The organism is Streptomyces sp. bgisy100 (assembly GCF_057709105.1).
In genome coordinates, this window is sequence record NZ_JBYITE010000063.1 from 1 (window position 1) to 25,302 (window position 25,302).

The following is a 25,302-nucleotide window of genomic DNA, read 5'->3' on the forward strand; positions in this document are numbered from 1 at the left end:
ACCGCTGACGATGCCGCCGGGCAAGCTGCTCAACTACACCCTGATGCTGGCCTACTACCCGATGGCCGCCTTCAACTGGCTGCTCGCCGCGCTGAGCTGCACGCTCTTCCTGGTGCTGGGCGCCTCCGGGGTGCACATCTCCTCGGAGGTGTGGCTGATGCTGTACAGCGACGCGGCGGCGCTCCAGATCGGGCTGTACATCTGGAACCGGCGGCACAACATCTCCCCGCACGAGCCGGACGGCTCCGGCGGCGTGGCCGGCATGGTGATGTCGGCGCTGTCCGCCCCCATCTACGCCCGCTCGCTGATGGACGCGGCGCTGCGCCGCAAGAGCACCTTCGTGGTGACACCGAAGGGCGGCTCCGCCACCCCCGACCGCCTGGCCACCTTCCGGATCCACCTGCTGTGGGCCGTGGTGTTCGCGGGCGGACTCATCGCCTCCGGCTTCCTCGGGCACACCCACGCGGCCATGCGCACCTGGTCGGTGCTGGCGCTGCTGCTCGCCCTCGCGCCGCCGGCGATCTGGTATGCCGACGCCCGGCTGCGGCGGCGTACCCGGGCGGTTCCGGCGGTTCCCGCCGCCCGTACCGAGACCTCCCTCACCACCGCGCCTGAGCTCGCCACCACGCCGGACCTCGCCACCTCCGAGCTCGCCACCCCGTCAGAGAAGGACTCGCTGTGCGCCCTTTGATCAGCCCACGCGTCCGCACCACGGTCGTGGGGACGGCCGCGATGGTCGTGCTGGCCGGCCTGAACGCCCCGGCGGCCATCAGCTACGCCGAGCGGACCTATCACGCGTACCGGATCGAACAGCACGGCTACAAGGCGCGGTTCGGCCACTGGGACCTGCTGGACGTCCCGGACCGGCACCGGGTCGACGCCATCCACGCGGCGCTGCTGCGCACCGGCAAGGTGCTGCTGATCGCCGGCTCGGGCAACAACGAGAAGAGCTTCGACGCGGGGTCCTTCAAGACGCTGCTGTGGGACCCGGTCAGGAACACCTTCAAGCACGTGCCCACCCCGGACGACCTCTTCTGCTCCGGGCACGCGCAACTGCCCGGCGGGCGCCTGCTGGTGGCGGGCGGCACCGCACGCTACGAGATCATGGCGGACAAGGTCGAGCGCGCCGCGGGGCCGATGCTGGTCAAGAACGAGGACCCGGACGTCACCCGCAGCTTCCGCCGGGGCACGGTCTTCCGGGCCCCGGACGGCCGGGAGTACCGCGCCGTACGGGCCTTCACCGTCCCGGCGGCGACGAAGCACAAGAGCCGCAAGGGCAAGGTGACGGTGACGGCCGGTGAGGTCCGGGTCTTCGTCGAGGCGGCGCAAAAGGGCCGCGGCCAGGTCCGCAAGCGCCCGGCGCAGTACCGGATCGAGGGGCTGTCGGGCAGCGACCGGCGCAATCTGTACGGCCTGGCGCAGGCGATGACCCTGGACAAGCAGGACTACCAGGGGATCAACGCGGCGTACGAGTTCGATCCGCGCACCGAGCGCTACGTCCCCGTCGACCCGATGGCGGAGAGCCGCTGGTACCCCACGCTGGTCACGCTGTCCGACGGCCGGGTGCTGGCGGTGTCCGGGCTGGACGACGTGGGGCAGATCATCAACGGGAAGAACGAGATCTTCGACCCGCGGAAGCGGACGTGGTCCACGGCGCCGCACCGGTACTTCCCCACCTATCCGGCGCTCTTCCTCACCCGGGGCGGGAAGTTGTTCTACTCCGGCTCCAACGCCGGGTACGGGCCCGCCGACGAGGGCCGGGAGCCCGGCCTGTGGGATCTGCGCCGGAACACCTTCCAGCGGGTGCCGGGGCTGAAGGACGCCGATGAGACGGAGACCTCGGCGTCGGTGCTGCTGCCGCCCGCGCAGGACCAGAAGGTGATGGTGCTGGGCGGCGGGGGCGTCGGGGAGTCGAAGCGGTCCACGGCGCGCACCGCCGTGGTGGACCTGAAGAGGTCGCCCCGGTTCACCGACGGGCCGGACCTGCCGCAGGGCACCCGCTATCTGTCCAGTGTGATCCTGCCGGACGACACCGTGTTCACCACCGGCGGTTCCGTCGACTACCGCGGGAAGAGCGACAGCGACATCCACCACGCGCAGTTCTACACCCCGCGGAAGAACGCCTTCCGCCCGGCGGCGGCGCCGGTCGTGGGGCGCAATTACCACTCCTCGGCGCTGCTGCTGCCCGACGGCCGGGTCGCCACGTTCGGCTCGGACCCGCTCTACGCCGACCCGGACAACACCCAGACCGGCTCGTTCGAGCAGCGGGTGGAGATCTACACCCCGCCGTATCTGTACCGGAAGGGCCGGCCGGTGCTGGGGGCGGGCCCGACCGAGCTGCAGCGCGGGGCCACGGCCCGGTTCGCGCTGGCGGCCGGGGGGAAGGTGGCCACGGCGCGGCTGATGCGGCCCAGCGCGGTCACCCACACCACGGATGTGGAACAGCGGTCGGTGGAGGTGCCGGTGCGGCAGCGGGGCCGTTCGCTGCGGCTGTCGGTGCCGAAGGACCCGGCGCTGCTGCCGCCCGGCTGGTACATGCTCTTCGTCAGCGACGGGAAGGGCACCCCGTCCCGGGCCCGCTGGGTGCACGTTCCGCCGCGGTGACGGCGTCGGCCCCGCCCCCTGGCTGTCCGGGCCGGGGGCGGGGCCGTGTCCTGCACCGTGGCGGCGCCGGTCCGGTCAGCCCCCGGCCGTGCGGGCCAGGTCCAGCGCGTACCGCGGCCACCAGTCGCCCGCCGGGGGCCCGCCGTTGCAGGAGCCGTCGGACTCGCCGGGGCGCTTGACCCACAGGAAGGCGTCGACGCCGGGACGGCCGGTGCGCAGCGTCGGAAGTTCGCCGAGCGCCCGCCCCGGCGGATTGCACCAGGCCCGCTCCTCGCTGGCCGGCACGCCCTGGACCGGGCCGTTGCCGTTCCGGCTGGTGTCGATCACGAACGGCTTGCCGCCGAGCGCCTGGGAGAGCCGCCGGCCGTACTCCTCGGAGGTCCGGGTCAGCTGGAAGTTGGAGACGTTGAGGGCGAAGCCGTCGGCGGCGTCGACGCCGCTCAGCCGGAGCGGCTCCACCAGCCGGGCGGTGTCCTTGATCCAGTCGGGGTGGCCCGCGTCGAGGTAGACCCGGGCGGCGGGGAGCGCGGACAGCGTCCCCACCGCGTCCTTGAGCAGGGCGAAGCGCTGCGGCCGGAGCTGTTCGGGCACACAGCCGTCGACGGCCTGGGCGACCGCGTCGGGTTCCAGGACGACGATCGCCCGGCGGCTGCCGATCCCGGTGGCCACGGCACGGATCCACTGGCGGTAGGCGGCCGCGTCCCCGGCGCCGCCGGCCGAGTGGTTCCCGCAGTCCCGGTACGGAATGTGGTAGGCGGCCAGAACGGGGGTGCGTCCGGCGCGTTCCGCGGCGTCCACGATCGCGTCGACGCGGGTCTCCGGGTGGTCGCCGATCCATTCGGCGACGGGCTGTTCCGCGATCCGGCGCAGCAGACCGGCGTCCGCGGTACGGCCCTCCAGCTGCCACTGGCGCACCTGCCGGGCGGCGGGCGTCTCCGGGTTCACCCAGAGGTCGGGGTGGCCGGTGCGGATGGTGTGCTCCATGCGCTGTCGGGACTGCGGCTGCTGCTGGTCGATCACGTCCTGGGCGCCCTCGGCCAGCGCCGTGCATCCGCTGAGCAGGAGGCCCAGCGCGGCGGAGGCGGCTGCCAGGGCGGGTTTCGCACGGAGCGCCGCCGGTCCGACGGGCGGGGCCGGCAGAGTCCGGTGGATGCGACCGAACGGCGACGGGTGGGGACACCTGCCGGGCCGCCAGGCCCAGGACGGGGGCATCTCCCGGACCGCCGGGCCCAGGGTGGGGGGCACCTCCCCGGCCGCCAGGCCCAGGGTGGGGGGCACCTCCCCGGCCGCCAGGCCCGGGGTGGGGGCACCTCCCCGGCCGCCAGGCCCAGGGGGAGAAATGAGAGCGCGGCGGGCCGCGCCGAGGACCGACAACGCGGCTTGGGGGCACCTCCCGTGCCCGAAGGGCCACGGGGGAGTGCGTGCCGGACGCCGCCGGCCGGGCGGGACGTTCGCATCACGCCCCGGGGCCGACCGGCGCGACATGCTGCTCCTGAAGCCTTCCTCGGCCATCCGATCCTTCCTCCTGCCCCAGCCGGGGCGTGCCGGTTCCGCTGCGACTCTCCCTCCCGCCCCCGAACAGCGGAACTCTCCGCGCCGGTTCGGCCGGCGCCCGCACATGAATGGCCCAACCGGGGTGATCTCTTCGGGTGATGGGGCGCCGTTGACGTTGACACCGGGCCTCCGCGGGGACATACACCGGGCCGGACACCCCGGTTCCGGAGGCCGCGGACATGGGGCCGGACTCGGGTGCCGCAGCGCCGGGGATCCCGTCCCGGGCGTTCCGCATGACCGCGCGGCGCCGTGGAACGCGTATCCGGGACACCCCGCGGCTTTCGAGGAGGTTCCATGACCGAGAACCGGCCGGCCCCGACCGGTGAGGAGCTGGCGGCACTGGACGCCCACTGGCGGGCCGCGAACTACCTGTCCGCGGGGCAGATCTATCTGATGGCCAACCCGCTGCTGCGCGAGCCGCTGCGGCCGGAGCACATCAAGCCGCGGCTGCTCGGCCACTGGGGGACGGCGCCGGGGCTGAACCTGGTGTACACCCACCTGGGCCGGGTGATCCGGGAGCGCGGCCTGGAGGCGCTCTGTGTCTGGGGCCCGGGGCACGGCGGCCCGGCCGTGCTGGCGAACAGCTGGCTGGAGGGCAGCTACACCCGGACGTATCCGACGGTGGGCCGCGACGAGGACGGCATGGCCCGGCTGTTCCGGCAGTTCTCCTTTCCCGGCGGGGTGCCCAGCCATGTCGCGCCGGACGTGCCCGGCTCGTTGCACGAGGGCGGCGAGCTGGGCTACTCCCTCGCCCACGCCTACGGGGCCGCGCTGGACAACCCGGGCCTGCTGGTGACCTGTGTGATCGGCGACGGCGAGGCGGAGACCGGTCCGCTGGCCGGTTCCTGGCACGCGAACAAGTTCCTCGACCCGGTGCACGACGGGGCCGTGCTGCCGGTCCTGCACCTCAACGACTACAAGATCGCCAACCCGACGGTGCTCTCCCGGCTCCCCGAAGCGGAGCTGACCGCGCTGCTGCGGGGCTACGGACACGAGCCGATCACCGTCGCCGGGAACGACCCGCGGGAGGTGCACCGCGCGATGGCCGTCGCCCTGGACGCGGCACTGGACCGGATCGCCGGCCATCAGCGCGCCGCCCGCGAGGACGGCGTCCGGGAGCGGCCCCGCTGGCCGGTGCTCGTACTGCGGACGCCCAAGGGCTGGACCGGGCCCGCCGAGGTGGACGGACAGCGGGTGGAGGGCACCTGGCGCTCCCACCAGGTCCCGCTGGCCGGGGTCCGGGAGAACCCGGAGCACCTGCGGCAGTTGGAGGCGTGGCTGCGCTCGTACCGGCCGGAGGAGCTGTTCGACGACCGGGGCGGTCCGCGCCCGGCCGTGCTCCGCTGCGTGCCGGAGGGAGACGCCCGGCTCGGCTGCAGTCCGCACGCCAACGGCGGCCTGCTCCTCCGCGAGCTGCCCGCCCCGCCGCTGGAGGAGTTCGCGGTGCCGGTGGAGCGGCCCGGGGCCACCCTGCACGAGCCGACGAAGGTGCTGGGCGGCCTGCTGGCCCGGATCATGGCGGAGACCGCGGAGCGCCGGGACTTCCGCATCGTGGGGCCGGACGAGACGGCCTCGAACCGGCTGGACGCGGTGTACGCGGTCACCGGGAAGGCCTGGGAGGCGGCGGCCGCCGCCGGGGACGAGCATCTGGAGCACGGCGGCCGGGTGATGGAGGTCCTCTCCGAACACCTCTGCCAGGGCTGGCTGGAGGGCTATCTGCTGACCGGGCGCCACGGGCTGTTCAACAGCTACGAGGCGTTCGTGCACATCGTCGACTCGATGGTGAACCAGCACATCAAGTGGCTGAAGACCGCCCGGGAGCTGCCGTGGCGGCTGCCCGTCGCCTCCCTGAACTATCTGCTCACCTCGCATGTGTGGCGGCAGGACCACAACGGCTTCTCCCATCAGGATCCGGGCTTCGTCGACCATGTGCTGAACAAGAGCCCGGAGGTGGTCCGGGTCTATCTCCCGCCGGACGCCAACACCCTGCTCGCCGTCGCCGGCCATGTGCTGCACACCCGCGATCGTGTGAACGTCGTGGTCGCGGGCAAGCAGCCGACCTTCGACTGGCTGGGCCTGGACGAGGCGCGGGCCCACTGTGCCCGGGGCGCGGGTGTGTGGGAGTGGGCCGGTACCGAGGACGGCAGCAGGGAGCCGGATGTGGTGCTGGGCTGCGCCGGTGATGTGCCGACCCAGGAGGTGCTGGCCGCCGCCGGGCTGCTCCGCCGCCATCTGCCCGGACTGGCGGTCCGGGTGGTCAACGTGGTCGACATGGCGGCCCTGCTGCCGCGGGACCGGCATCCGCACGGCATGCCGGACGCGGAGTTCGACGCCCTGTTCACCCGTGACCGGCCGGTCGTCTTCGCCTACCACGGCTACCCTTGGCTGATCCACCGGCTGGCGTACCGCCGCGCGGTCCACCCGCAGCTGCATGTGCGCGGCTACCAGGAGTCGGGCAGCACCACGACCCCGTTCGACATGGTGGTCCGCAACGACCTGGACCGCTACCGGCTGGTGATGGACGTCATCGACCGGGTGCCGGGCCTCGGCGGACGGGCGGTGGCGGTGCGGCAGGCCATGGCCGACGTCCGGACCCGGCACCACGCCTGGATCCGGGAGCACGGGACGGACCTGCCGGAGGTCGCCGACTGGACCTGGGAGGGCCGGCCGGCGGGCAACGGGCAGTAGAGCCCCGTTCTCAGACCCGGTACATGAGGTCGATCTCGGCCGCGTACCGGGAGACGACCGCGTCGCGCCGGAGCTTCAGGGACGGGGTCATCAGGCCGTCCGCCGGGCTGAATTCGGCGGGCAGGATCCGGAACGCCCGGATGGACTCGGCGTGGGAGACGGCCGCGTTGGCCCGGTGCACGGCCCGCTGGATCTCCTCGTGCAGTTCCTGGTCGGCCGCCGGTTCGCGCAGGGTCCCGTGCTTGCGGTGCATCCGCCGCCAGTGGCCGAGGGCCTCGGGGTCCAGGGTCACCAGCGCCGTGATGTACGGGCGGTTGTCGCCCACCACGAGGCACTGGGAGATCATCGGGTGGCTGCGCAGCCGCTCCTCGAGCACCACGGGGGCGACGCTCTTGCCGCCGCTGGTGATGATGACGTCCTTCTTCCGTCCGGTGATGGTCAGATAGCCGTCGGTGTCGAGCGTGCCGACGTCACCGGTGGCGAGCCAGCCGTTCCGCAGCACGGCTTCGGTGCCGGGCCGGTCGTCGAGGTACCCGGCGAAGACCGTCCCGCCGCGCACCCACACCTCCCCGTCCCAGGCGATCCGGACCGAGGTGCCGGGGATGGGCCGGCCGACGGTGCCGAACTTGACCCGCCCCAGCGGCTGTCCGGTCACCCCGGCGGTGGACTCGGTGAGGCCGTACCCGTCGTAGACGGTGATGCCGATCCCGGCGAAGGTCAGCCCCAGGGTGCGGCCCAGCGGCGATCCGCCGGAGACGGCGTGCCGGGCGCGGCCGCCCAGCACCGCCCGGATCCGCTCGTAGACCAGCCGGTCGTAGAGCGCGTGGTGCATCTTCAGCGTCGGCCCGGGGCCGGGGCCGGTGCCCAGGGCGCGCTGTTCCATGGCTTCGGCCCAGCGCAGGGCGACGTCCATGGCCTTGTCGAACACCTCCAGCCGGCCGGCTTCCTCGGCGGCCCGGCGGGTGCGGTGGTAGATCCGCTCGAAGAAGAACGGCACCGCGTAGAGGAAAGTGGGCCGGAAGCCGGCCAGGGCGGGGAACAGGGCGTCGGCGGTGATCTCCGGCTGGTGCCCCAGTAGCACCCCGCCGCGCAGACACGCCACCTGCACCATCAGGCCGTAGACGTGCGAGAACGGCAGGAAGGCGAGGACGGACGGCTGTTCGCCGGGGGCGGCGAGGACCGGGCCCCAGCCCGCGAGCAGGGTGTCGCACTCCACGGCGAAGTTGGCGTGCGTGAGGACACAGCCCTTGGGTCTGCCGGTGGTGCCCGAGGTGTACGTGATGGTGGCCGCCGAGCCGGGTGTCACCGCCCGGCGGCGGCGGTGCGCCCGGGTGTCCGTGACGTCCCGCCCGCGCTCGGCCAGCTCCGCGGTGCAGCCGTCTTCCAGCTCCCAGATGCGGCGCAGGGCGGGGAGTCCGTCGCACACCGCGCCGACCGTCATGGCGTGCTCCGCGGTCTCCACGACGACGGCGACCGCCTTGGCGTCGTGCAGGATCCAGCGGACCTGCTCGGCGGAGGATGTGGGGTAGACGGGCACCAGCTGGGCTCCGACCGACCAGAGGGCGAAGCTGACGAGCGTCCACTCGTAGCGGGTCCGGGACATCAGCGCCACGCGGTCGCCGATCCGGATGCCGTCCGCGAGGAAGCCCTTGGCCAGCGCCAGCACGTCGTCGCGGAAGGCGGTGGCCGTCACCGTGGTCCACTCCGCTCCCGGCGGGCCGTTCCGCCGGGAGAGCTGGGGCAGGGTGGGGTTCCGCTCGGCCGTCTCGTACACCGAGTCGGCCAGTCCTCCGCGTCGCAGACCCGCCACGAGGGGTGGGAGGCTGAATTCGCGCACAGCGCCTCCTTGCCCGCGTATCTGCCGTGCAGCCCGCACCGAGAAGCGGTGGGGAGCGCAAGCTACCGGCCGGGAGGCGCCGTGCCTAGGGGGTGGGCGGAAAGTCCCGCCGTCCGCCCGACGGCATTGCTCCCGCGTTCCGGCTCCGGACGGAATTCGACAGCGCGGGAGGGTGGTTGGCCCCCGGTCGTCAGGGGGTGGTGTCGGCGGCGGCGGCCTTCTCCAGTTGGAACGCCTCGTTGCCCAGGCCGATCCGGGCGTGCACCTCGGGCTTGGCGGAGCGCAGCACCCTGCCGTAGATCACCCCGCCGACCGCCGCGACGCCGATGACGCCGGGCAGGATCCGGCTCAGCGCCGAGCCCGGCCCCGCGGCGACCAGCACGTCGAAGTCGACGACCGCGATGGCGATGATCACCACGAGAGCGGCCCCGGCGACCGCGGAGGACGCGATCCGCCACATCTGGGCCCGTGCCGCTCCCCGGCGGACGAAGAACGCGATGACGGCGACGGAGGTGGCCGCCAGCAGCAGGAGCACCCCGAGCGCGCCGACGTTGCCCATCCAGGTGAACAGGTGCAGTACCGGGGCGGTCGGGTCACCGGCCGGCCGGCCGTCGGTCACGGCGAAGGCCACGACCACGACGACGGAGATGACGCTCTGCAGCAGCGAACCGTGGGCGGGGGCACCGCTGGTGGGGCTGGTCCGGCCGAACGCCGAGGGCAGCAGGCCCTCGCGGCCCATGGCGAACGCGTACCGGGCGACCACGTTGTGGAAGCTGAGCAGGCAGGCGAACATGCCGGTGACGAAGAAGACGTGGAGCGCGTCGGTGAATCCGGCACCGAGCCGGGCCTCGGTGAGGGAGAACAGCAGCGCCGGCCCCTCCTGCTGGGCGGAGTGCACGATCCGCGACGGTCCCGCGGCGACGCTGAGCGCCCAGGAGCTGAGGGCGAAGAACACGGCCACGAAGCCGACCATCAGGAACGTCACCCGGGCCACGACGACGTGCGGGCGGCTGGTCTCCTCGGCGTAGACGGCGGGCTGTTCGAAGCCGACGAAGGCGGCGATGCAGAAGCACAGGGCGGTGCCCAGCCCCGCTCCGGTCAGGGTGTCCGGGTCGAAGGCCTGCAGCGAGAGGCCGGCCGGAGCCGGGTCCGCGACGGCGGCGACGTCGAATACGGCCACCATCAGGCACTCGATGAGCAGCAGCACACCGAGCACCTTGGCGTTGAGGTCGATCTTCAGCCAGCCCAGGGCTCCGACGAGGACCACCGCGGCGAGGGCGGGTATCCACCAGGGGGTGTCGATGCCCAGGTGGTCGGCGAGCAGCACGGACAGCTCGAAGCCGAAGATGCCGTACACCCCGGTCTGCATGGCGCTGTAGGCGACCAGGGCCACGACGGACGCGCCGGCTCCGGCGGTGCCGCCCAGGCCGCGGGCCACATAGGCGGTGAAGGCACCGGCGTTGTGCACATGCCGGCTCATCTCCGCGTAGCCGAAGCTGAACAGGGCCAGCACCACGCCCAGGATGACGAAGATCAGCGGCTGTCCGACGATGCCCATCACCGCGAAGGTCGTGGGCATCACGCCGGCCACCACCATGAGCGGCGCGCTGGCGGCGAGGACGGACAGCAACAGTCCCGTCATACCGATGCGGTCGGCGCGCAAGGCCCGGTCGTGGCCTTTGAACGTGCTGATCTCGCTCGTCCTGCCGTTGAGCATGGCGGCGGTGTCCTTCCCATGGGGGCGTGGGGGCGGGGTTGTTGCCGCAGGGCCCGGGGGCCTGCGGGTGCGGCGGGGGTCACGGGGTTCGGGGCCGGGGCGGGTACGGACGGCGGCCGAGCAGCGGCGGGTCCGGGCCCGGCCGTGGTGTCACACGGACCCGAGCGCGGCGCGGCGCGCGGTACGGAAGGCCTTCCGGGGGTCGCGGTCGGGGTAGGCCCACGGGACGTGGCTGGCATGCCGCCCGATGCGGTGGAACAGGGCGGCGGCCTCGGCCATCCGGCCCTCGTGGACCTTGGCGTGCGCCAGGAAGTTCAGGTCGACCTTGTTCCGCGGATGGTCCTCCCCCTCCCACTCCAGCCACCAGTCGAAGGCGGCCTTCATGGCCTGCCGGGCCCGGCGGGTGGTCCAGTGGGCGGACCGCGCGGGGTCCCGCGGTTCGGCCCCGGCCAGGGCCAGCACCCGGTAGCGCTCGGCGTGCGCGACGACGGGCAGGACGGCGAGGGGGGAGTCGGCGGGGGCCTGTTCGGCGGCCCAGGAGGCGAAGTCGTACACCTCGTGGAACGGGTCGTCCCCGTGGCCCTGCTGACGCTCGGCCAGACAGGCGGTCATCAGGTGGTGGGCGTGGTGGTGCTCCGGGTGCCGGCCGCGTACCTGGTCGAAGACCTGGAGCCGTTCCTCGTCGGTACCGGTGCGCCGGGCCAGGATCAGCAGGCCGAGCCAGGGCGTGGGGTCGGCCGGTGCCATCCGGGCCGCCGCCCGGCAGGCTCCCCGGGCCGCGTCGGGGCTCTCCTGGCCGCGCACCGCACGGAAGACGGTGGCGCAGGCCAGCAGTGCCGCGGCGTCCGCGCTGTCGGGCTCGGCGAGCTTCCACTCCTCGGCCCACGCGGCGCTCGCGGGTCCCTCGGCGAGGACGACGAGCCGGTGTCCGCGGCGGTCCCAGTCGTCGCCGGTCGTGGCGAGCAGGTCCCGGACGTCGGTCCAGCGGCCCTGGGCGAGGGCGTCGCGGGCCCGGGCGAGCGCGTGGTCGTCGAGTGCGGGGTCGAAGCTCGGTCCGTCCCGGCGCCGGGCCCGGCCCAGCGGGGGCGGTGGCGGAGGGGGAGGCGGAGGTGGCGTCATCCCGGGGCTTCCTCCACGGCACACGCCACCTTCTGCCCGTGCGAGGGCGTCGAATTGCAGGTCTGATCGGTCCCTGTGCGCGGAGGTCTCGGACTCCGTCGACGGCCGATGATCACGCACAGCAAAGCGGTAGTCACTGGTCCGCGTCAAGGCGCGCAGGGGAACGGCCGGCTCCTCGCCGCCACGGCGACGCCGATATGGCGAATTCCCGTTGCCGGGATGGCAGAAGCGGCCCTGCGGATGACGGAGTTCCGGATGCCGGGTGCCGGGTGCGGCAGGGTGCGGTCCCGGGCGCGGGAGGACGGCCCTACGGATCCGCGGCGGCGCGGCGGGGTGGCGGAGGACGGCCCTACGAATCCGCGGCGGGGTGGCGGGGTGGCCGGTCGGCGGAGGACCGCACGCAGGCCCGGTGCGGAGCCGCGCGTGGGCGGGTGGCACTCGGGGCCGCCGCCGACCGCGCAGCGGACCGTGCCCTGGTTGGATGGACGCATGGCCGATCAGAAACCGCGCTCCGCCGACGAGCTGCTGGACATCGTGGACGAGCAGGACCGGGTCGTGGGCCAGGCCCGGCGCGAGGACGCGATGGCCCGCCGGCTGCGCCACCGATGTGTGTTCGTGCTGGCCCGGGACGCGGACGGCCGGATCTTCGTCCACCGCAGGACCCCGGAGAAGATCGTCTTCCCCTCGCTGTACGACATGTTCGTCGGCGGGGTGGTCGGCGCCGGCGAGTCGTATGCGGAGGCCGCGCTGCGGGAGGCCGAGGAGGAACTCGGCGTCTCGGGTCTGCCGCAGCCCGAACCACTCTTCCACTTCCTCTACGAGACACCGGAACACACCTGGTGGTCGCATGTCTACGAGGTGATCTGCACCCTTCCGGTCAACCCTCAGGTGGAGGAGGTCGCCTGGCACGGCTTCCTGACCGACGAGGAGCTGGAGCAGCGGCTTCCGGAGTGGGAGTGGGTCCCGGACGGCAGGGAGGCGTACCGCAGGCTCCAGGAGTGGCGCGACCGGTAGCTCCGGCCACCGGCTCCGTACCGGACGTCCGTCGGCAGGCCCCGACGGTGAGCGCCGCACCCCCCGGTGGGCGCGGGCCCGGCCGGTAGGGTTCGGCCATGATCGTGTCCGTGAAGGCGCTTTCCGGGAGACTGCGGACGATCGCCGCAGGGGTTCGGCTGTGGTTCGCTCCCGAACGGATCAAGGCGGAGGGCGACACCCCGGACTATCGCTTCTCCCTGGCGAACGAGCGCACGTTCCTCGCCTGGCTGCGCACCGGACTCGCGCTGGTGGGCGGCGGGTTCGCGGTGGCCCAGTTCCTGCCCGACCTGCACCGCACGCTGCGGGTGACGATGGCGCTGGTCCTGCTGCTGGGCGGCGCGCTGTGCGCGGTGCGGGCGGTCAACCACTGGGCGCGCTGCGAGGTGGCGATGCGGCGGGGCGAGGACCTGCCGGTGAGCCGCTTCCCGGCGTGGCTCGCCGTCGGTCTGACGGTGGTGGCGCTCGCGATGGTGGTCGCGGTGGCCGTCGGCTGGGCCGACCGGTGAGCGGAGCGGAACCGCCGGAGCCGGCCGGGCCACCGCCGGAGCGGGACCCCGGGCTGCAGCCCGAACGCACCCGGCTGGCCTGGCGCCGGACCACGCTGTCCGCGGTGGTGGCCGCGGTGCTCGCCGTGCGGCAGGCGCTGCGTCACGGGCTGTCGCCCGCTTCCGTCCTGTCGGTGGCGCTGACGGCCCTCGCCCTGCTGGTGTTCCTGGGTGCCGCACACCGCCGCATGCTGTCCCTGGGCACCCCGCGTCCGCCCGCACTGCCGGGACGTACGGCTGGGGTCGTGGTGGGGTGCACGGTCGCACTGGGGGTGTTCGGGCTGCTTGTCGTGGGTCAGTAGGGCTGTGTTACGTGGTCTCGTCGCGGTGGGTATCGTGGCCGTCCGTGAACAGCCTCGGGCGGCTCCCGCACTCCGAGGCGTCAGGGGCCCAGGAGCGACCAGGAGGTTGACCGGTGATCACTCCGACCGCGGTGGGAGGGGTGGCCCTGGTCGAATTGGGCATGGTCCTGACTCCGGGACCGAACATGATTCACCTCGCCTCCCGCGCGATCACCCAAGGCCGCAGGGCGGGCTTGGTCAGCCTCAGCGGGACCGCCGTCGGGTTCCTGTGCTACCTGCTGGCCGCGGCCGCAGGCCTGTCCGCGTTGTTCGCCGCCGTGCCGCCGGCGTTCACGGTGGTCAAGTTCGCCGGGGCCGCCTACCTGGCCTACCTCGCCTGGGGCATGCTCAAGCCCGGCGGTCGCTCGCCTTTCGCCCCGGAGCAGGACCTGTCCCCGGTCTCCGACGCCCGCCTGTTCTCCATGGGGCTGCTGACCAACCTACTCAACCCCAAGATCGCCCTGATGTACGCCGCGCTGCTGCCCCAGTTCCTGGACCCGCAGGCAGGCCCGGCCTGGGCACAGCTGCTCCAGCTCGGTGGTGTGCAGATCGTCATAGCGGTCACCGTGAACGCGCTGATCTTGCTGGGCGCGGCACGGGTCTCGGGGTTTCTGGCCGCCCGACCCCGCGTCATGGCCGCCCAGCGGTTCACGGCAGGCGGCCTGCTCGGCGCCTTCGCGCTGCGCACCGCCCTGTCCCGTACCCCCGTCTCCACCTGACCCTGACCCGCGTACCCGATGAGTCGAGCTGCCCTTCACGTTGGTGCAGTCAACTGGGCAAGCCCCGCACCGGAGGGCGTGGCAAGGCGGCTGCTGGGTGAGGACCTGGCCTCGCCGGTCGGCCAGGTCCAGTAGGAGGCAGGTGGATGCCCGGCGACCGCCGCGGTCCTGCCGGCGGTGAAGGCATCCAGCACTGGGTCCAAGGCCTGGGCGAGAGTGGGGCAGTGGGGGCCCGGCCTCGAATTCCGCGCACGTCGCACATCGCTTGCGGGGTGCCTGCACAATAGCTTTGACCAGCCGTCAGATCATGAAGGGCCCGCACCATGGATGACGTCTCCCCGCACCAGCGGTGGACGCCCCGCACCGCCCCTGGCGACGTGGCCGACGGCGGGGAGCAGGGCCGCGCGGCCCGCATCCGGACCACCGCGGCGACGGCCGCCGGCCGTGTCCGCGAGCAGGCCGTGAAGGCCGCCGTGGTCGCCCGCCCGCACGTCGTGCCGATCGTCACCGCCGTCGCGGCAGTCGCCGTCACCTCCCTGCTCTCGTCCGCCTGCGGCGATGGCCGGTCTTCCGGCCGGGGCCCGTCGCCGTCCCCGTCGTGCCGGCCGACCGGCGGGGGCCCGTCCTCGTCGTGCCGGGAGTGCGGGCGCCCCCTCTCCAACGAGCTGTCCCGTCAGGCCGGGTACGGGCCGACGTGCGCCCGCCATCTGCTCAGCTGAGTGCGTTGCGGCAAAGGGAGTCCCATCGCCCGCAAAGGCGTCGAGCCCTCACAGCGGCTGGGCGTTCACCGTTGGACCGTGGAGCGGACGGAGGCGTGGCCGGCCGGGTGCCGTCGCCCGCACCGGCGCTACGAGCGCAAAGCGGAACATTTCCTTGCCTTCGCCGGCATCGCCGCAACTCTGATCCGCTACCGCCGTCTGTCCCGCCTGAGATGGTGTTCAGGTATTGGCACCTCGTGCTGTGACCTGCCAACGGTCGATCACCTCGCCATCTCGGACGACCAGCAGCTCGTCGGAGAGATTCACCGGCGTGCATATGTGGTTGGGGACGACAGCGATCACCGACCCGAGGCGTGGTCCTTGCACGCCTTCCGGAAGCCGGACCACGGCGTGGTGCTCCCACAGGCCGGTGATGGTTCCCTGCGGGAACTGGGGCAGGTAGCCGTGGCCCGTCACCCAGGACGACCGGTCGGAGCCGAGGACCTTGCTACCGACATCCAGCACAAAGCGATCCGGGGCGGGAACGCTGATCACAGTCGACGCGGCGACCAGCGCGAGATCCCCCGCCCCGCAGGTGCCGATGGCCAGTTGGGTGGCGTCATTGAAGACGTAGACGCCGGGCCGCAACTCGTTCACCGCGCCCGGCTGCCACTGCCCCACCGTCGGTGTCGACCCGCCACTGATCACCCGGATGTCGAGCCCAAGGTCCCGCAGCGCCTGTGCGGCCTCGCCCAGCGTGCGCTCCTCGTCCCGTGCGGCACGCTCGCGTGCCCGCGCATCATGACCGTAGCCGTGTCCCGGGAACGTGAACACGCCGACGACATCCAGTCCCGCGTCGGAGGCAGCCTTCCCGACCTCACCCGCGGCGTGAGGCTGCACTCCCGTCCGATGGCTCCCGCTGTCGACCTCGACGAGCACCTCGACCGGCCGAGCGCTGCCACGCACGGCATTCCCCAGCCGCTGCGCGCCTTCGATCGACTCCACGCCGACTCTCAGGGCAACGCCGTCCGCCAACCGGCGCAGCCGTGGCGCCTTGTCGGCATCGAGCCACACGGGGTAGGCGATGAACAGGTCGTCCACGCCGGCCCGGGCGAATGCCTCGGCCTCGCCGATCGTGGCCACCGACAGCCCGCGCGCGCCGGACCGGAGCTGACGGTCGGCGATCCGTGCGCACTTGTGGCTCTTGGCGTGCGGACGCAGCGTGAACCCTTGGGCCCGCGAAGCCTCGGCCATCCGCGAGATGTTTCTGTCCAGCACATCCGGATCGACCACGAGCGCCGGCGTAGCCAGCCCATCGGGCAGCGGTATCGCCATCTCTTGCCTCCCACCATGGAACACGTCGAGATGATCATGGCAGGGTGGCGGACCAGGGCCACAGGGGCATCGCCAACAGGACGCGTACACCGATCGAGACATCCTCTCAGGTGGCGTCGTAGGGCTGCCGGAGCCGCTTGGCGACCACACGGAGTGCGGCTTCGGCTGCGCGGAACTGGGCTTCGCAGCGCTCGATCCGACCGGGCGGCGCATCGCGCTGCCGGCGGGACGGATACGGACACGGATATGCACTGACCCCGTTCCTCCGGCCCTGGACGGGTTCCGCCGTCCCCTGGACCGGTTCCGCCGCCTTGCGTGGTTCCTCCGCCCCCGGCCTCGTACCGCGTCGGGAACCGGCCCGGCACACGCCCCGCGTCGGGGGAACCGGCCCGGCGCACGCCCGCCCCGGGCGGCCACGGCAACCGCGCCGGCTCCGCGGCCGGAGCGGGCCCGGCCCGTGCCGTGGCCGCTCCGACCGCAGTCGACGCGACCGGAACTGGCGAGGTCAGAAGCGGAGCGACCTGGTCCACTGGAAGTCGTCAAGACTGCGGACCTCCGGTTCCCCGCCGCTGCCGGACCGCCGCGTTCCCGCCGAGGGCGCGTGCGGGTACGCCGAACCGCCGTTGATCACGACCGTGCCGACATCCATGCGGCGGGCGAACTCGACGGCCTTCGCCCGGGTTCCGGCGAACACCGCCGCCGAGGCTCCGCGCCCCGTCGTGTCGGCGATGCGCAGCGCTTCCTCCTCGTCCCGGTACGCCATGACGAGGAGGACGGGGCCGGGGATCTCCTCCCGGGCGACGGCCATGCCCTCGGTGACATCCGCGAGCACAGTGGGCCGGACATACGCACCGACCGGCAGGTGGTCCGGAGCCTCCGGGCCGCCGGTGACCAGTCGGGCCCCCTCCGCGACGGCGTGCTCCAGACAGGCCCGCACCCGGTCGCGCCGGGCGAGGGAGGAGAGCGGGCCGACCCGGGTCGCCGGGTCGTCGGGAGCGCCGACGGTGTACTCCTCGGTCGCGGCCCGGGCCAGTTCCACCGCCTCGTCACAGCGGTCCGCGGGGACGAGCAGCCGCGTCGGGGCGGTGCGGGCCCGGCCGCCGCCGGTCATCGCCTCGGCCACGGTCCGCCGTACCGCGTCCGGCAGATCGGCGCCGGGCAGCACGACGACGGACCTGCCGTCGACGTCCAGGGAGCGCCGCGTGAACGTGGCGGCGGCCTCGGCGATGCGCCTGCCGACGCGGGGCGAGCCGGTGAACGACACCATGACGACGCCCGGGTGGGAGACGAGCGCCTCGCCGGCGACCGGCCCGGTGCCCGGCACCAGGTTGAACACCCCGGCGGGCAGCCCGATGCCGTGCAGGATCTCGGCCAGGATGTAGGCGCTGAGCGGGGCGGACGCGGACGGTTTGAGGACCACCGTCGCCCCGGCCGCGAGCGCGCCGCCGACGGTGGTCGCGATCCGGTGCAGGGGGTCGCCGCCCGAGGTGATCGCCGCGACGACTCCGACCGGCTCCTTGATCACCTGCGAACCGGCGGCCCTGTCACGGGACGCGGAGCCGGTGAGCAGGTCCGCGTACGAGGAGACGACCGCGGCCGGGAGTGCGGCCTGGACCGCGCGGGCGGCCTCGAGGGGCGTGCCCGTCTCGGCGCTGATGGTGGTCGCGATCTCCTCGGCCCGTCCGAGCAGCGCCCGGTGCAGCCGGTCGAGGTAGAAGCGGCGTTTGGCAGGGGTGGTGCGGGACCAGCCGGGGAGTGCGGCGCGGGCGGCGGCGACGGCCGTGTCGACATCCTTGGCGTCACCGGCCGGGACGGTGGCGAGGACCTGTTCGGTGGCCGGGTCGACGACCTCGATGACGCCCTCGCCCCGGGGAGCCACCCACGCTCCGCCGATGTAGAGCGTGGTGCGGTCGATCAGTCCCACGGCGGGGATGCCGGTGAGCGTGTTGTCGGACATGGGTCTCCCTCTTGTCTGGCCTCGGGTGGTCGTTCCGGGGCTCCCGGTGGGAGACGTGATTGCGGCGGGTCCGGTTCGGGGCCGGACACCGGCGCGTGGTCGAACGTCACTGTCGGTCGGCACCGAGCAGCACCACACCTGACGAGTGATCAGATAGCTCCCGGCGTGAGTCTCTCGACAAGGTCACGACAGAAAGATCACGCCAAAGTTGGCTGGCAGCAGTCGGTTCCCATGGCCGGTGACATTACCTGCCGTTGACATCTCTTTGAGCATCCTTTTACGTTCGATCGGTGCGACGCCCGCGCGGGTCGGCGCCGTATGTCCCAGCTCAACTCTGGAGGCCATTCATGGAACAGCTCATCAAGAAGATGGCGCAGGACGAGGTCTGGCAGAACTGGATCGCCGTCAATTCGGCACAGTCGGCCGCGAAGGACGGCTGCATCAGCTCCGCCCCGAAGTCCGGCTGCATCAGCCTGACCAAGAGCGGCTGCATCTCCTGACGGAGAGCTGAACGGGGCCGGGGTCGCGCCGGTGGATTCACGGCCGGCCCCGGCTGTCAGCCCCGGCCCCGCTGCGGGGAAACGATGCCGAGCACCTCGAGGTATGCCATGGACGGTCAGCCGACTGCCGAGACCATCGAACTGGTCAAAGACATTCCGATCTACCGCCGGTCGGTGGAGCAGGGGCACTTCCCCCTGCTCGAGAAGCCGGAGATCGCCCGCGGGTTCCCGGACAACTGGATGACGCCGCGGCTGGCGGCGGCACTGGCCGGGGGCGAGGCGGAGTTCGTGTTGTCCACGGGTACGAACCATGCGCGGATGCAGATCATCCGGCCCCCGTACTTCCTGCTGCACTCGTACTACAAGCTCTGGAGCGAACACCCCGACCTCGCGGGGACCTGGGAAGACGGGTGTCGGCGCGTCTCGCTGACCACCGTGCTGGCGACCGAGCACGTCGCCCGGGTGAACGCGGCCAAGCGCGGCGGGGAGCCGGACCCGGCACCGTCCTTCGAGGACCGCCGGCTGGATGAGCGCACCTGCTATGTGAACCTGCGGCTCGACCCGGAGCTGTGGGACCGCGGTGACTGCGAGCGCATGATCGAGGAAATCTCGGGAGTCCGCGAGGAACACCCGCAGGGCCGGTATCTCCTCGACTGCTCGGCGTACCACCTGGCACATCTGGTGCGCAAGGCGAAGGAATGGGATCTCCTGGATGCGTTCCCGCCGCCCGCCGGAATCATCCACGCCTATGAATACGCCCCGCTGAACGTCCGTCGATTTTTGCGGGAGCATTTCGACTGCCCGTTGATCGATCTGTTCGGCAGCACGGAGCTCGGCTATCTCTTCTACAGCGACAGCACCGGCGCGTACCGGCCCTATCTCCACGACATGAGCCTCGAATTGCTGCCGGTGGCTCCCGGGAACGAGATATTCGAGCTCATCGTCTCCAGCGTGCGGAATCCGCATATGCCGCTGATCCGGTACCGCTCGGGAGACTGCGTACGCACGCAGGACGGCACATCGGATCCGGCCAAAATCATGCAGTTCTGCGGCCGGGCAAAGGAATTGCTCACCTCGCCACGCGGCCCTGTTTCGCAGGGTGAGCTGGACGAGCGGATCGCCGAGGCATCGGCCCGGGTGTTCGTCCATCAGCTGCATGTGACCGAGCCCGGCACCGCCCGGCTGGACTGCACCACCTTCGACGGGGCACCCCTCGGTGACGCGGAGACGGCGGCCCTGGCGGACGGCGTCGGTGAACTCATCGGACGACGTTGCCGGGTGGAGCACCGCCATCACATTCCCATCGGGAAGTCCGGCAAGTACGCATGGCTCGTGCAGGCGCCCGAGCCGCGGAGGGAGAACCCATGACCAGCCCACACCGCGCCCCGGTGTCCCCCGCCGACCTCAGGGAGCTCCTCGGCGAGCCCCTGCACACCGAAGCGGTCACCCATGCCGCCGAACGGGCCGACGTGCCGACGGAGTACGCCGAACGCCAGGTGACGGAGTGTCTGCGGTACCTCTACCTCGTCTCCCGGTACCGGGACCGTCTCAGCGGCCTGTTCCTTCCCGTCGAGCAGGACATCGACGAGATCTGGCACTACCTGATCCTGCAGACCCGCGAGTACCGGGCGCTGTGCGAGGAGCGGCTGCCGGGGCGCTTCTTCATCGAGCACCGCAGCATCGGTTACGAGGACTACCAGCGCGAACCGGGCCGGGAACAGGTGCTGGACGAGGCCCTGCGCTGGATACCGCTGTACTGCGCGGAGTTCGGACCCTTCGACGAGGGAGCCCTGCCGCACTGGACCATCGTCCGGTTCCTCCACGACCACATGGGGATCTCCCTGACGGACATAGCGGCGCTGGAGCCCACGGCCACGGCCACGGCCTGAACGGCAGGCCCGGCATCCCACCAAGGCCGACCGGGCGGGCGTGCCCACCGGGCCTGCCACCGGGCCTGCCCAAGGGAACGTTTTCGGAGACCGGGAGGTGCCGGTTCCGGGTGCAGGGATGTTCCCGGAAGGGCGGCCGGCGGCACTCCCCAGCGTCCCGGGCAATACCACTCACCACGGGAAGGACGATCGATGACGGTGCGCAGCGAGCCCCCGGCGACGCGGTCGGGGGCCGCTCCGGCCGAGCCGGCCGAACTTCCCGAGCAGCAGCGGACTCTGCGGGTCCTGGTGGTCTCCCAGGTCCTCAGCGGTGCCGGCCTCGCGGCGGGTATCACCGTGGGCGCGCTGATCGCCGAGGACATGCTCGGTTCCACCGGGCTGGCCGGAGTTCCCAGTGCCCTGTTCACCGCCGGTGCCGCACTCGGGGCAGCGGGAATCGGCCGGATCTGCGGACGGTGGGGACGCCGTCCCGGGCTGGCCCTCGGCTACGGCGTCGGCGCCTTGGGGAGCGTCGGGGTCGTGGCGGCTGCCGCGACCGGCCAGGTGGTCGCGCTGTTCCTCGCCCTGCTCGTCTACGGAGCCGGGACTTCGACCAATCTGATGGCCCGTTATGCGGGAGCGGACCTCGCCTCCCCCGCGCGCCGGGGCCGCGCCGTGAGCACCGTGCTGTTCGCCACCACGCTCGGCGCCGTCGTCGGCCCCAATCTGGCCGGCCCGACCGGGGACGTGGCCGGAAATTGGGGCATACCCCCGCTGGCGGGCCCCTTCCTGCTGGCCGCGGTCGCCTACGGCGCGGCCGCGATCGTTCTGGGGTGCGCGCTGCGCCCGGACCCCCTGCGGCTGGCCCGCGCCCTGGCCGAGGCCGAGGCCCCTGCCGACGCCGTCGCCCCTGCGCCGCCCGTGGCTCAGGCACCTCCCACGGCTCCCACGGCTCCAACGGCACCGGCGGCACCGGCGGCACCGGCGGCAGCGGTTGCTCCGCCGGCACCGACTGCTCCGGCTGCTCCTGCTGCTCCTGCTGCTCCTGCTGCTCCTGCTGCTCCTGCTGCTCCGGCAGGACGCGGTCGGGGCGACGCACCGGGCGCGGGCAAGGAACACCACCGGGCCATCGCTCGGGAGCCCCACCTGAACGCCGCTCTCCGGAAAGACCGGGGCGCGGAGGGGGAGCAGGCCGGGACGGCCGCGGCCGCAGCGGCCGCACCACCGGACGAGGCTTCGGCCGCAGCGGCCGTGGCAGGGCCGTCGGAGGTCACGGATGTGCGCGGCGTGGCCACGGGGACGGCCGTCATGGTGCTGGGTCAGCTCGTCATGATCGCGATCATGACGATGACGCCGGTGCACATGCGGGCGCACGACCACAGCACCCAGGCGTCCGGGCTGGTGATCGCCCTGCACGTCGGGGCCATGTTCCTGCCCTCCCCGCTGACCGGCCGGCTCGTCGACCGGTTCGGCCGCATACCCGTGGCGGCGGCGTCCGGGGTGACGCTGTTCGCTGCCGGGGTGCTGGCCGCCCTGGCACCGTCCCACTCCGTGCCCGCCCTCGCGGTAGCGCTCGTACTGCTGGGGCTCGGCTGGAACTTCGGGCTCGTCAGCGGCACCGCCCTGGTCACCGACGCCCTGCCGCCGGCGCGCCGCGCCTCGGCCCAGGGCCTGGTGGACGTCGGTATCGCTCTGGCGGGGGCCACCGGCGGGCTGTCCTCGGGCATGGTCGTCGCCGGCGGGAGCTACCCGGCCCTGGCCCTCACCGGAGGGCTCCTCGCCCTGGCCATCACGCCGCTTCTGCTGCCGTACCTGCGGTCCGTACGGGGCAATCAGGCCACCGCGGCCGAGGTCCCCACCGGGGCCGGTCCGACGGGTGAGCGCTGACGGCCGGACCCGGGTGCGGCCCGTCCACGCCCGGCCCATCGGCCTCTCCGCCCCCTGCTGGAGGCCGCCCGTGGAGGCCTCACGGGAGGGACAGGAGTTGCTGTCCGTGCCGTCAGGGAACGCCGCGACCGTACACAAGATGGCGTTATGTCGTCCTATCCAGGGGGAAGCCTGGTGTTGGACCGGATCAGCCCTGGTCACTTCTGCATGCGCGGGATGATCCGGTGACCGGAGATGAGCGCGGAGCAGCAGACGGCTCCGCGTTCCGCGGCGCAAGCGGAGGGCGATGATGCGCACGGGCAGGGACACACGGCGCGCACCGCGCCGAGTGCCGTTGGCCTTCCCACCGCACCGCGGACGATCGGCCGCTCTCCTGTGCCGCGCCCCTCTGGCCGTCCCGCTGCGCGTCCTGCTGTACCAAGGACCGCTGCACCGAGGGCCGCTGCACCGAAGGCCCCTGCGTCCGGTGCCACCGCGCCGGGTGCCGCTGCCCCGAGTGCCGCTGCGACGGCTGCCGCCGGTGTTGCTCGCCGTCGTTCTCGCGCTGCTGCTCGGTGCCGCGTCACCCGGCTCCGGCCTGCGGACCCCTCCGCCGGTCGCCTCGGCCGCGCAGATGCCGCCCCCTTCCGGGGCCGGTGGCGGTGCGGCCGGGGTGTCCGAGGAGACCGTCGACAGCGCGGAGCGCGACGCCGTACGGAGCCAGGCGCGCCGCGGGGCGCGGGTCTCGGTCCCGGCGCACCGACGTGCGCCGCGACCGCTCCCCCGTCGTGACGGCGGGATGCCTGCTCCCGTCGCTCCCCGCTCCGGGGCCCGTGCCGACGGGTGCCCGGTCTCCGGCACACCGCCCGAACGGTGCGCCCTGCTCCGCGTCTTCCGCTGCTGACCCGGCGCGGAACGGCGCGCCCTGGCCGCCCGGCCCCCGACATCCCGCGGCGGCATCCCTCATGAGCAGGAGACCTCCTCGTGGAGACCTTCGTTCGGCATGCCCGGATCGGCCACGACGCCGCGGTGCCGCGGGCGGGGCTGCAAGCCCACGCTCCCCCGGCCGTCCTCCGTTCCTCCGCCCGGGCCCGCTCCCGGCCCCGTCCCCGGTCCCGGCCTCGTCCCCCGTCCCGTCCCCAGCCCCGCTGCCCGCGCTCCGGGATCGCCTCGCGGCCGCATCCCCAGCGCAGGCCATGCCCCCAGCTTCGGCCGGCCCCCGGAGTCAAGCCACGCCTCGACGCGCTCCCGCACCGGCAGTTCCCGGCACGGTCCGCAACCGGCTCCCGCAGCGGCCCCCGCACCGGTCACGTCACCAGTCACGTCACCGGATACAGCACCGGTCACGATCCGACCACCCGACTGTGCCCCACCACAGGAAAGCAGGGCCGGACACCATGAATCGACTCTCCGTTCTCCGGGCGGACTTCACCGCCTCCGTCGTGGTCTTCCTCGTCGCGGTGCCGCTCTGCGTGGGCGTCGCCGTCGCCTCGGGGGTGCCCGCCGAACTGGGCCTGGTCACCGGCGTCGTCGGCGGACTGGTCACCGGCCTGCTGCCCGGCAGCAGTCTGCAGGTCAGCGGCCCGGCCGCGGGCCTGACCGTACTCGTGTACGAAGCGGTCCAGGAGTACGGCACCGCGGCGCTGGGTGTCCTGGTCCTCACCGCGGGCCTGCTGCAACTGGGCATGGGCGCGCTGGGCCTCGGGCGGTGGTTCCGGGCGATCTCGTTCGCCGTGGTGCACGGCATGCTCGCCGGTATCGGCCTCGTCCTGATCACCGGCCAGCTCTACGTCCTCACCGACGCGAAGCCCCGCGGCACCGGCATCGCCAACCTCGCAGGGATCCCCGGCCTGGTCACCGACACCGTACGGTCCGCTCCGGCCCTGGCGGCGCTCGGCGTCGGCGCGTCCACCGTCCTCGTCCTCGTCCTCTGGTCCCGGTGGCGTCGCGCCGCCCGGGTGCTGCCCGGCCCGCTCGCGGCCGTCGTCCTCGCCACGGTGGTCGTGGGGGTGTGGGACCTGCCGGTCGCGCGGGTCGAGGTCAGCGGGCTGCTGGACTCCCTCCAGCCGCCGAGCCCCGGCGACTTCGGCCAGCTCCTCGGCATCGGCATGCTCGGCACCCTGCTGGCGTTCACGCTCATCGCCTCCGCCGAGTCCCTGTTCAGCGCGGCCGCGGTCGACCGGCTCCACGACGGGCCCCGGACCGACTACGACAAGGAGCTCATGGCCCAGGGCGCCGGCAACACCGTGTGCGGTGTGCTGGGCGCCCTGCCGATGACCGCGGTCATCGTCCGCAGCGCCACCAATGTCCAGGCCGGGGCGCGGACCAAGGCGTCGCGCGTCCTGCACGGTGTCTGGCTGCTGGTCTTCGCGGCGGCCTTTCCGGCGGCCCTGGGCGTGATCCCGGTCGCGGCGCTGGCGGGTGTGCTGGTGCACGCCGGCTGGCGGCTGATCCCGGTGCGCGAACTGCGTTCCCTGTGGTCCGAGCACCGGGGCGAGGCCGTCGTGCTGTCGGCCACCGCGGTCGTCATCGTGATGATCAACATGTTCGAGGGGGTTCTCATCGGGCTGCTGCTGGCCATCGCCAAGACCGCCTGGGAGACCTCGCACGTCCATCTCGACGTGGCACAGCACTCCGCGGACGGGCCGCTGCGCGTACGGGTCCTGGGGAACGCGACGTTCCTGCGGCTGCCGAAGCTCCTGGACCAGTTGGAGGCACTGCCCGCCGACCGCGAAATCGAGCTCGACCTGGGCGGGCTGCGCCATCTCGATCACACCTGTTCCGCCGCGCTGACGAACTGGGCGGATGAGCACCGCCGTTCGCGGCAGTCCCAGCTCTCCCCCTGAGGCCGGCCCGGGGAGCACGGCTCCGCCCCGGTTCCGGAAAGAAGGGAGGGGCCGGCGCGGTGGCCCTGCAAAC

Annotated in this window: 19 protein-coding genes and 2 pseudogenes; 15 read left to right on the forward strand and 6 right to left on the reverse strand. The window is 72.9% G+C overall.

The genetic code is table 11. The features are described 5' to 3' along the window. Together AC3EQ1_RS28490 and glxA are read left to right on the forward strand one after the other, a co-directional pair. A pseudogene (locus AC3EQ1_RS28490) lies at positions 1–691 on the forward strand (glycosyl transferase); the annotation flags it as partial. Continuing rightward, a complete protein-coding gene (gene glxA, locus AC3EQ1_RS28495; RefSeq protein WP_488187181.1) occupies positions 679–2,604 on the forward strand; it encodes a radical copper oxidase GlxA in 1,926 nt (641 codons plus the stop codon). The pseudogene AC3EQ1_RS28490 and the gene glxA, both read left to right, overlap by 13 nt. 75 nt (positions 2,605–2,679) lie before the next feature. On the opposite strand, the gene AC3EQ1_RS28500 is transcribed toward glxA, so the two are convergent. Next, on the reverse strand, positions 2,680–3,882 hold the full coding sequence (locus AC3EQ1_RS28500; RefSeq protein ID WP_432097204.1) for a glycoside hydrolase family 6 protein: 1,203 nt from the start codon (positions 3,880–3,882) through the stop codon (positions 2,680–2,682). 570 nt (positions 3,883–4,452) lie between these two features. On the opposite strand from AC3EQ1_RS28500, the gene AC3EQ1_RS28505 reads away from it, so the two are divergent. Next, positions 4,453–6,846, forward strand: a complete 2,394-nt coding sequence (locus tag AC3EQ1_RS28505; RefSeq protein ID WP_432097205.1) for a phosphoketolase family protein — start codon at positions 4,453–4,455, stop codon at positions 6,844–6,846. A gap of 10 nt (positions 6,847–6,856) precedes the next feature. On the opposite strand, the gene AC3EQ1_RS28510 is transcribed toward AC3EQ1_RS28505, so the two are convergent. The 3 genes from AC3EQ1_RS28510 to AC3EQ1_RS28520 form a co-directional block, all read right to left on the reverse strand. Then, positions 6,857–8,683, reverse strand: coding sequence for an AMP-dependent synthetase/ligase (locus AC3EQ1_RS28510; protein WP_432097206.1), 1,827 nt, complete (start codon positions 8,681–8,683; stop codon positions 6,857–6,859). Between the two features lie 190 nt (positions 8,684–8,873). Next, positions 8,874–10,400 carry an APC family permease gene (locus tag AC3EQ1_RS28515; RefSeq protein ID WP_432097207.1) on the reverse strand — a complete coding sequence of 509 codons (1,527 nt, stop codon included), beginning with the start codon at positions 10,398–10,400 and terminating at the stop codon, positions 8,874–8,876. A 150-nt stretch (positions 10,401–10,550) separates the two neighbouring features. Beyond that, positions 10,551–11,519 (reverse strand): hypothetical protein, encoded by a 969-nt coding sequence (locus AC3EQ1_RS28520; protein ID WP_432097208.1) that lies wholly within the window; start codon positions 11,517–11,519, stop codon positions 10,551–10,553. Positions 11,520–12,008: 489 nt separating this feature from the next. Between AC3EQ1_RS28520 and AC3EQ1_RS28525 the strand changes: the two genes are divergently transcribed. From AC3EQ1_RS28525 to AC3EQ1_RS28550, 6 genes and pseudogenes are all read left to right on the forward strand, one after another. After that, positions 12,009–12,533, forward strand: coding sequence for an NUDIX domain-containing protein (locus AC3EQ1_RS28525; protein ID WP_432097209.1), 525 nt, complete (start codon positions 12,009–12,011; stop codon positions 12,531–12,533). 98 nt (positions 12,534–12,631) lie between these two features. Next, complete coding sequence (locus AC3EQ1_RS28530) at positions 12,632–13,060, forward strand: YidH family protein (protein WP_432097210.1); 429 nt, start codon at positions 12,632–12,634, stop codon at positions 13,058–13,060. Further along, the gene (locus AC3EQ1_RS28535; protein ID WP_432097211.1) at positions 13,057–13,401 is read left to right on the forward strand and encodes a DUF202 domain-containing protein; all 345 of its coding nucleotides are present in this window, start codon (positions 13,057–13,059) and stop codon (positions 13,399–13,401) included. The genes AC3EQ1_RS28530 and AC3EQ1_RS28535 overlap by 4 nt, the downstream gene beginning before the upstream one ends. 113 nt (positions 13,402–13,514) lie before the next feature. Further along, positions 13,515–14,159 (forward strand): LysE family translocator, encoded by a 645-nt coding sequence (locus tag AC3EQ1_RS28540; RefSeq protein WP_432097212.1) that lies wholly within the window; start codon positions 13,515–13,517, stop codon positions 14,157–14,159. A gap of 323 nt (positions 14,160–14,482) precedes the next feature. Beyond that, the gene (locus AC3EQ1_RS28545; RefSeq protein ID WP_432097213.1) at positions 14,483–14,878 is read left to right on the forward strand and encodes a DUF6011 domain-containing protein; all 396 of its coding nucleotides are present in this window, start codon (positions 14,483–14,485) and stop codon (positions 14,876–14,878) included. A gap of 24 nt (positions 14,879–14,902) precedes the next feature. After that, a pseudogene (locus AC3EQ1_RS28550) lies at positions 14,903–15,085 on the forward strand (IS5/IS1182 family transposase); the annotation flags it as partial. 12 nt (positions 15,086–15,097) lie between these two features. Here the strand turns inward: AC3EQ1_RS28550 and AC3EQ1_RS28555 are convergent. Further along, positions 15,098–16,192 carry an alanine racemase gene (locus tag AC3EQ1_RS28555; RefSeq protein WP_432097214.1) on the reverse strand — a complete coding sequence of 365 codons (1,095 nt, stop codon included), beginning with the start codon at positions 16,190–16,192 and terminating at the stop codon, positions 15,098–15,100. A 505-nt stretch (positions 16,193–16,697) separates the two neighbouring features. Further along, entirely contained in the window at positions 16,698–18,149 is a 1,452-nt protein-coding gene (locus AC3EQ1_RS28560) for an aldehyde dehydrogenase family protein (protein WP_432097215.1), read from the reverse strand. A 347-nt stretch (positions 18,150–18,496) separates the two neighbouring features. Here AC3EQ1_RS28560 and AC3EQ1_RS28565 point away from each other — a divergent pair, with 347 nt between their 5' ends. The 6 genes from AC3EQ1_RS28565 to AC3EQ1_RS28590 all read left to right on the forward strand — a co-directional run bounded on the left by AC3EQ1_RS28565 (position 18,497) and on the right by AC3EQ1_RS28590 (position 25,229). Then, positions 18,497–18,649, forward strand: a complete 153-nt coding sequence (locus tag AC3EQ1_RS28565; RefSeq protein WP_432097216.1) for a hypothetical protein — start codon at positions 18,497–18,499, stop codon at positions 18,647–18,649. A gap of 108 nt (positions 18,650–18,757) precedes the next feature. Next, complete coding sequence (locus tag AC3EQ1_RS28570; RefSeq protein WP_432097217.1) at positions 18,758–20,017, forward strand: phenylacetate--CoA ligase family protein; 1,260 nt, start codon at positions 18,758–18,760, stop codon at positions 20,015–20,017. Further along, on the forward strand, positions 20,014–20,538 hold the full coding sequence (locus tag AC3EQ1_RS28575; RefSeq protein ID WP_432097218.1) for a glycine-rich domain-containing protein: 525 nt from the start codon (positions 20,014–20,016) through the stop codon (positions 20,536–20,538). The genes AC3EQ1_RS28570 and AC3EQ1_RS28575 overlap by 4 nt, the downstream gene beginning before the upstream one ends. 192 nt (positions 20,539–20,730) lie before the next feature. Next, on the forward strand, positions 20,731–22,404 hold the full coding sequence (locus AC3EQ1_RS28580) for an MFS transporter (RefSeq protein ID WP_432097219.1): 1,674 nt from the start codon (positions 20,731–20,733) through the stop codon (positions 22,402–22,404). A gap of 481 nt (positions 22,405–22,885) precedes the next feature. Next, a complete protein-coding gene (locus AC3EQ1_RS28585) occupies positions 22,886–23,287 on the forward strand; it encodes a hypothetical protein (RefSeq protein WP_432097220.1) in 402 nt (133 codons plus the stop codon). A 493-nt stretch (positions 23,288–23,780) separates the two neighbouring features. Next, positions 23,781–25,229, forward strand: coding sequence for a SulP family inorganic anion transporter (locus AC3EQ1_RS28590; protein ID WP_432097221.1), 1,449 nt, complete (start codon positions 23,781–23,783; stop codon positions 25,227–25,229). The last annotated feature ends 73 nt before the right edge of the window (positions 25,230–25,302 follow it).